Genomic DNA, 4,789 nt, shown 5'->3' with positions numbered 1-4,789 from the left:
AATCGCTGAGCCAGGCCGTCGTGCCTGCTGCCTGACACCGAGGCATCCGCGCACGTCGCCCGCACCTGTTTTCGAGAGGTTGAGAACCCATGCCAGCACAGCCGTCCGGTGGGATCGGGTGACGAAGCCACAGTTGACCGAGTCGAATTCCGAATCCGCCGACAGCATCGGCACCGACGGGGGCGTGCGGCGCACCGTGCTCCCCGGCGGGCTGCGCGTGGTCACCGAGCACGTGCCCGGTGTGCGCTCGGCCTCCATCGGCGTCTGGGTCGGTGTCGGCTCCCGCGACGAGGGTCCGACGGTCGCCGGCGCGGCGCACTTCCTCGAACACCTGCTGTTCAAGGCGACACCCACCCGCTCGGCCCTCGACATCGCGCAGGCCATGGACGCCGTCGGCGGCGAACTCAACGCCTTCACCGCCAAGGAACAGACCTGCTACTACGCCCACGTCATCGACGAGGATCTGCCGCTGGCGGTCGAACTCGTCTCCGACGTGGTGCTCAACGGGCTGTGCCGGAGCGTCGACGTCGACGTCGAACGCCAGGTGGTGCTCGAGGAGATCGCCATGCGTGACGACGATCCCGAGGATCTCGTCGCCGACTCCTTCCTCACCGCCCTGTTCGGCGACCACCCCATCGGGCGGCCCGTCATCGGCACCGTCGAATCCATCGAGGGCATGCGCGCGAGTCAGCTGCGCGGATTCCATCAGCGCCGCTACCGGCCCGACCGGATGGTCGTGGCCGTGGCGGGCAACGTCGGGCACGAGCGCACCGTCGAACTGGTGCACCGCGCGTTCGCGTCCCGGCTCGACACCGCCGCCGAACCGGCCCCGCGCCGTGAGGGCTCGTTCCGGGCGCAGGCCGCGCCCGGCCTGATCCGCATCAACCGCGACAGCGAACAGACCCACCTGGTGTTCGGCGTGCGCGCGTTCGGACGACACGAGGGACAGCAGCGCTGGCCGCTGTCGGTCCTCAACACCATCATCGGCGGCGGCCTGAGTTCCCGTCTGTTTCAACGCATCCGGGAGGAGCGCGGCCTGGCGTACTCGGTGTACTCGAGCGTGGACACCTTCGCCGACACCGGCGCCTTCTCGGTATATCTGGGCTGCCAGCCCGAGAACCTCGCCCAGGTCGCGACCCTGGCGCGCGACGTGCTCGCCGACGTGGCGGTCAACGGGGTCACCGACGCCGAATGCGCCCGCGCCAAGGGGTCGTTGCGCGGCGGGCTCGTGCTCGGGCTCGAGGATTCCGCCTCGCGGATGAACCGGATCGGCCGCAGCGAACTCAGCTACGGCAACCACCGCAGCGTCTCGGCGACGCTGGCCCGCATCGACGCCGTCACCACCGACGAGGTCAGCGCCATCGCGCGCACCCTGCTCGCCCGGCCCTTCGGCGCCGCGGTGGCCGGACCCTATCAGCGCACCCGCGATCTGCCCGCCTCGGTCCGTAAACTCGTGGAGCGCTGAGGAATTCGCGCTCAGTCCGCGGTGGCGCGGTTCGCGGCCTCGACGACCGCGGGCAGCAGGCCGGGGAGCGCGCGCGTCAATTCCTCGGTGCGCAAGCGCTGATAGGTCTGACCGTCGATGGTCATCCGCTCGATCAGCCCCGCCTCGCGCAGGATCTTGAAGTGGTGGGTCGCGGTGGATTTGTTGATCGCGTCGTAGAGCGCCGCGCACCGGACCGGGCCGCCCGCGTTGGCCATCCGGCGCACCATCTCCAGGCGCACCGGATCGTGCAGGGCACTCAGCACGGCGGGCAGCCCGGCGACCGGTGCGGTCGGCGCCGGGGGAAGACCGTTAGCCTGAGTCATGATCTACCTCACTCGGGGGTTTGATACTCATCATACTCGGCGTACGCTCGACACCGTTCGATGGTTATCAAACTCACCTGATGGGGGCTGCGATGGCGGCGACAACGATGGCTCCGGCCGAGTCGGGACAGCGCTGGGCGTACGGGCTCGTGCTGGCGGCCACCGGCGTCGCGCTCGGGGTCTCGGGAGCGCCCGCGCCGCTCTACGGCATCTATCAGACCGAATGGCACCTCTCGCCGCTCACCACGACCATGGTGTTCGCCGTGTACGCGGTGGCCGCGCTGGGCGCGGTGCTGGTCTCGGGCCGGATCTCCGACGTCGTCGGGCGCAAGCCGGTGATGGTCGGCGCGTTCGCCACGATGATCCTCGGCCTGGTGGTCTTCCTGCTCGCCGACTCGGTCCCCATGCTGCTGCTGGCCAGGGCGCTGCACGGCGCCGCGGTCGGCGCGACCGTGGTGGCCGGCGCGGCCGCGTTGCTCGACCTGCGACCCGAGCGCGGCGCGCGGTCGGGACAGCTCAGCGGGGTGGCGTTCAATGTCGGCATCGCGATCGCGGTACTCGGCACCGCCGTGCTCGCCCAGTACGCGCCCTCGCCGCTGCGCACGCCGTATGTGGTCATCGCGGTGATCTGCCTGGCCGCGGGCGCCGGGATCCTCGCCGTCACCGAGCCGCACACCGCCCGGGTGAAGGCACGGATCACGATCGCGAAACCGGCCGTGCCGCAAGAGATCAGGGGTGACTTCTGGTTCTCGGCCATCGGCGTGATGGCGGCCTGGTCGGTGCTGGGTGTGCTGCTGTCGCTGTACCCGTCGCTGGCCGCGGCCAAGACCGGCGTGCACAACCTGGTCTTCGGTGGCGTCGTCGTCGCCGGGACCGCGCTCGCCGGCGCGGCGGCGCAGCTGTTCGCCACGCGGATTCAGGCCAGGCGCGCCGCGATCTTCGGTGATCTCGGCATGGCCGCCGCGCTGCTGGCCACGATTCCCGCGCTGGCCAGCGCGCAACCCGTCGTCGTCGTGCTGGCCGGACTGGCGCTGGGTGCCACCTTCGGCCTCGGTTTCGGTGGGTCGCTGCGGCATCTTTCGGAGGTCGTGCCCCCGCATCGCCGGGGTGAGACCATGTCGGCCTACTACCTGCTGGCCTATTCGGCCCTGGCGTTGCCGACGCTGGCGGCGGGCTGGGCGGCCACCACCTGGGGCCTGACGACCGTGTTCCCGTGGTTCATCGGCCTGGTCTCGGTGGCCTGTGTCGTCGCCGCGCTGCTCGGGCTCCGGGGAACCCGAGCAGCGTCCGGGGACTAGGCGGGCCAGCCGCCGTAGGGCACGGTGATCAATTCCATGAAGTGGCCGTTGGGGTCGAGGAAATAGACCCCGCGGCCACCGTCATTGTGATTGATCTCGTTGACCCCGTGTTGTTGCGGATCCGCCCAGTGATCCAGCTTGTAGCGCTGGATCTTGGCGTAGGCGGCATCGAATTCCGCCTCCGAGACGAGAAACGCGTAGTGCTGCGGCTGGATTTCGGAAACATGCGGAGGCACCTTCGCGAGATCGAAGGTGACGCCGTTGGCGACGGGGATCGGAATGAACGGACCCCACGCTGTTCCTATGTCCAACCCGAGGATGTCCGCCCAGAATTCGGCGGTCTCCCGATTATCGCGACATCCGACAATGGTGTGATTGAACTGAACTGGCAGTGGATTTCTCCTTGTTCGTGATGGCGCCGACCCTGGGCACGGTACGAGGCGGCCGACAGGAGCACCATCACCACGGCCGAGGTTAGCGCCCGGATCCCGGATCGCGCAACGGCGGCGCGGGGTAGCGTCGCGCACATGAGGATTCGTGGAGCCGTCCTGGAGACCATCGCCGCGCCTGCGCCGTTCGCCGAATCACGGCCGATCACCGTGTGCGACCTCGATCTGGCCGCGCCGGGGCCCGGTGAACTGCTGGTGCGGATCGAAGCGGCGGGGCTGTGCCATTCGGATCTGTCCGTCGTCGACGGCAACCGGGTGCGGCCGGTGCCCATGCTGCTCGGGCACGAGGCCGCGGGCGTGATCGAGACCGTCGGCGAGGGCGTCACCGATGTCGCGGTGGGGCAGCGGGTCGTGATGACCTTCCTGCCGCGCTGCGGCGACTGCGCGGGCTGCGCGAGCGGCGGTCGCACCCCGTGCGTGCCCGGCAGCGTCGCCAACAACGCGGGCGAACTGCTCGGCGGTGGGCGCAGGCTGCATCGCGACGGCGCCGAGGTGCATCATCACCTCGGGGTGTCCGGTTTCGCGACGTACGCCGTGGTGGACCGGCGCTCGGTCGTCCCGGTCGACGACGACGTGCCGCCCGAGGTCGCGGCGGTCCTCGGCTGCGCGGTGCTGACCGGTGGCGGCGCGCTGCTCAACGCGGCGAAGCCGGGCGAGGGCGACCGGATCATGGTCGTCGGGCTCGGCGGCGTGGGGATGGCCGCGGTGCTCGTCGCCGTCTCGCTCGGGCTGGGCGAGGTGATCGCCGTCGACACCGTGCCCGAAAAACTGCGGCTGGCAAAGGAATTCGGCGCGAGCGCCGCGTACACACCCGCCGAGGTCGCGGATCAGGGCGTCCTGGCCGACGTGGTGGTCGAGGCGGCGGGGAACGTGCGCGCGTTCGAAACGGCCGTCGCCGCCACCGCGGCCGGTGGCGTCACCGTGACGGTCGGACTGCCCGCCCCCAGCGCGACCGCCACGATCTCGCCGCTGGCGCTGGTCGCGCAGGGACGCACCATCATCGGCAGCTACCTCGGCTCGGCGGTGCCCGAGCGCGACATCCCCGAGTACGTCCGCCGCTGGCGGGCCGGCACCCTGCCGCTGGAACGGCTCGTCTCGGCGCGGATCGGGCTCGACCAGGTCAACGAGGCGATGGACGACCTGGCGGCCGGCGCGGCGCTGCGCCAGGTGATCGTGTTCGGCTGACCTCGGCGCCGGGGCACCCGCCGCTGCTCGATAGGCTTGACCACAAGC

The 4,789-nt window shown here is 70.5% G+C and carries 5 protein-coding genes; 3 read left to right on the top strand and 2 right to left on the bottom strand.

The window, feature by feature from the left end; all coding sequences use genetic code 11:
• The first annotated feature begins 133 nt into the window (after nt 1-133).
• Nucleotides 134-1,465: a M16 family metallopeptidase gene (locus DFR69_RS02815; RefSeq protein WP_110035784.1), complete on the top strand. Its 1,332-nt coding sequence runs from the start codon at nt 134-136 to the stop codon at nt 1,463-1,465.
• An 11-nt stretch (nt 1,466-1,476) separates the two neighbouring features.
• Here the strand turns inward: DFR69_RS02815 and DFR69_RS02810 are convergent, their stop codons facing one another.
• Complete coding sequence (locus DFR69_RS02810; protein WP_110035783.1) at nt 1,477-1,809, bottom strand: ArsR/SmtB family transcription factor; 333 nt, start codon at nt 1,807-1,809, stop codon at nt 1,477-1,479.
• 92 nt (nt 1,810-1,901) lie between these two features.
• On the opposite strand from DFR69_RS02810, the gene DFR69_RS02805 reads away from it, so the two are divergent.
• Nucleotides 1,902-3,107, top strand: a complete 1,206-nt coding sequence (locus DFR69_RS02805; protein ID WP_110035782.1) for an MFS transporter — start codon at nt 1,902-1,904, stop codon at nt 3,105-3,107.
• On the opposite strand, the gene DFR69_RS02800 is transcribed toward DFR69_RS02805, so the two are convergent.
• Nucleotides 3,104-3,499, bottom strand: coding sequence for a VOC family protein (locus DFR69_RS02800; RefSeq protein WP_110036118.1), 396 nt, complete (start codon nt 3,497-3,499; stop codon nt 3,104-3,106). The two genes, DFR69_RS02805 and DFR69_RS02800, sit on opposite strands and share 4 nt — an antisense overlap.
• A 135-nt stretch (nt 3,500-3,634) precedes the next feature.
• Here DFR69_RS02800 and DFR69_RS02795 point away from each other — a divergent pair, with 135 nt between their 5' ends.
• Nucleotides 3,635-4,741, top strand: coding sequence for an alcohol dehydrogenase catalytic domain-containing protein (locus DFR69_RS02795; RefSeq protein WP_110035781.1), 1,107 nt, complete (start codon nt 3,635-3,637; stop codon nt 4,739-4,741).
• Nucleotides 4,742-4,789 lie beyond the last annotated feature (48 nt).

The sequence above is a fragment of the Nocardia neocaledoniensis genome (genome assembly GCF_003182135.1).
Lineage (GTDB): Bacteria > Actinomycetota > Actinomycetes > Mycobacteriales > Mycobacteriaceae > Nocardia > Nocardia neocaledoniensis.
The sequence above is the reverse complement of the archived record's forward strand: the minus strand, read 5'-3'. Positions and strand labels throughout refer to the sequence as shown.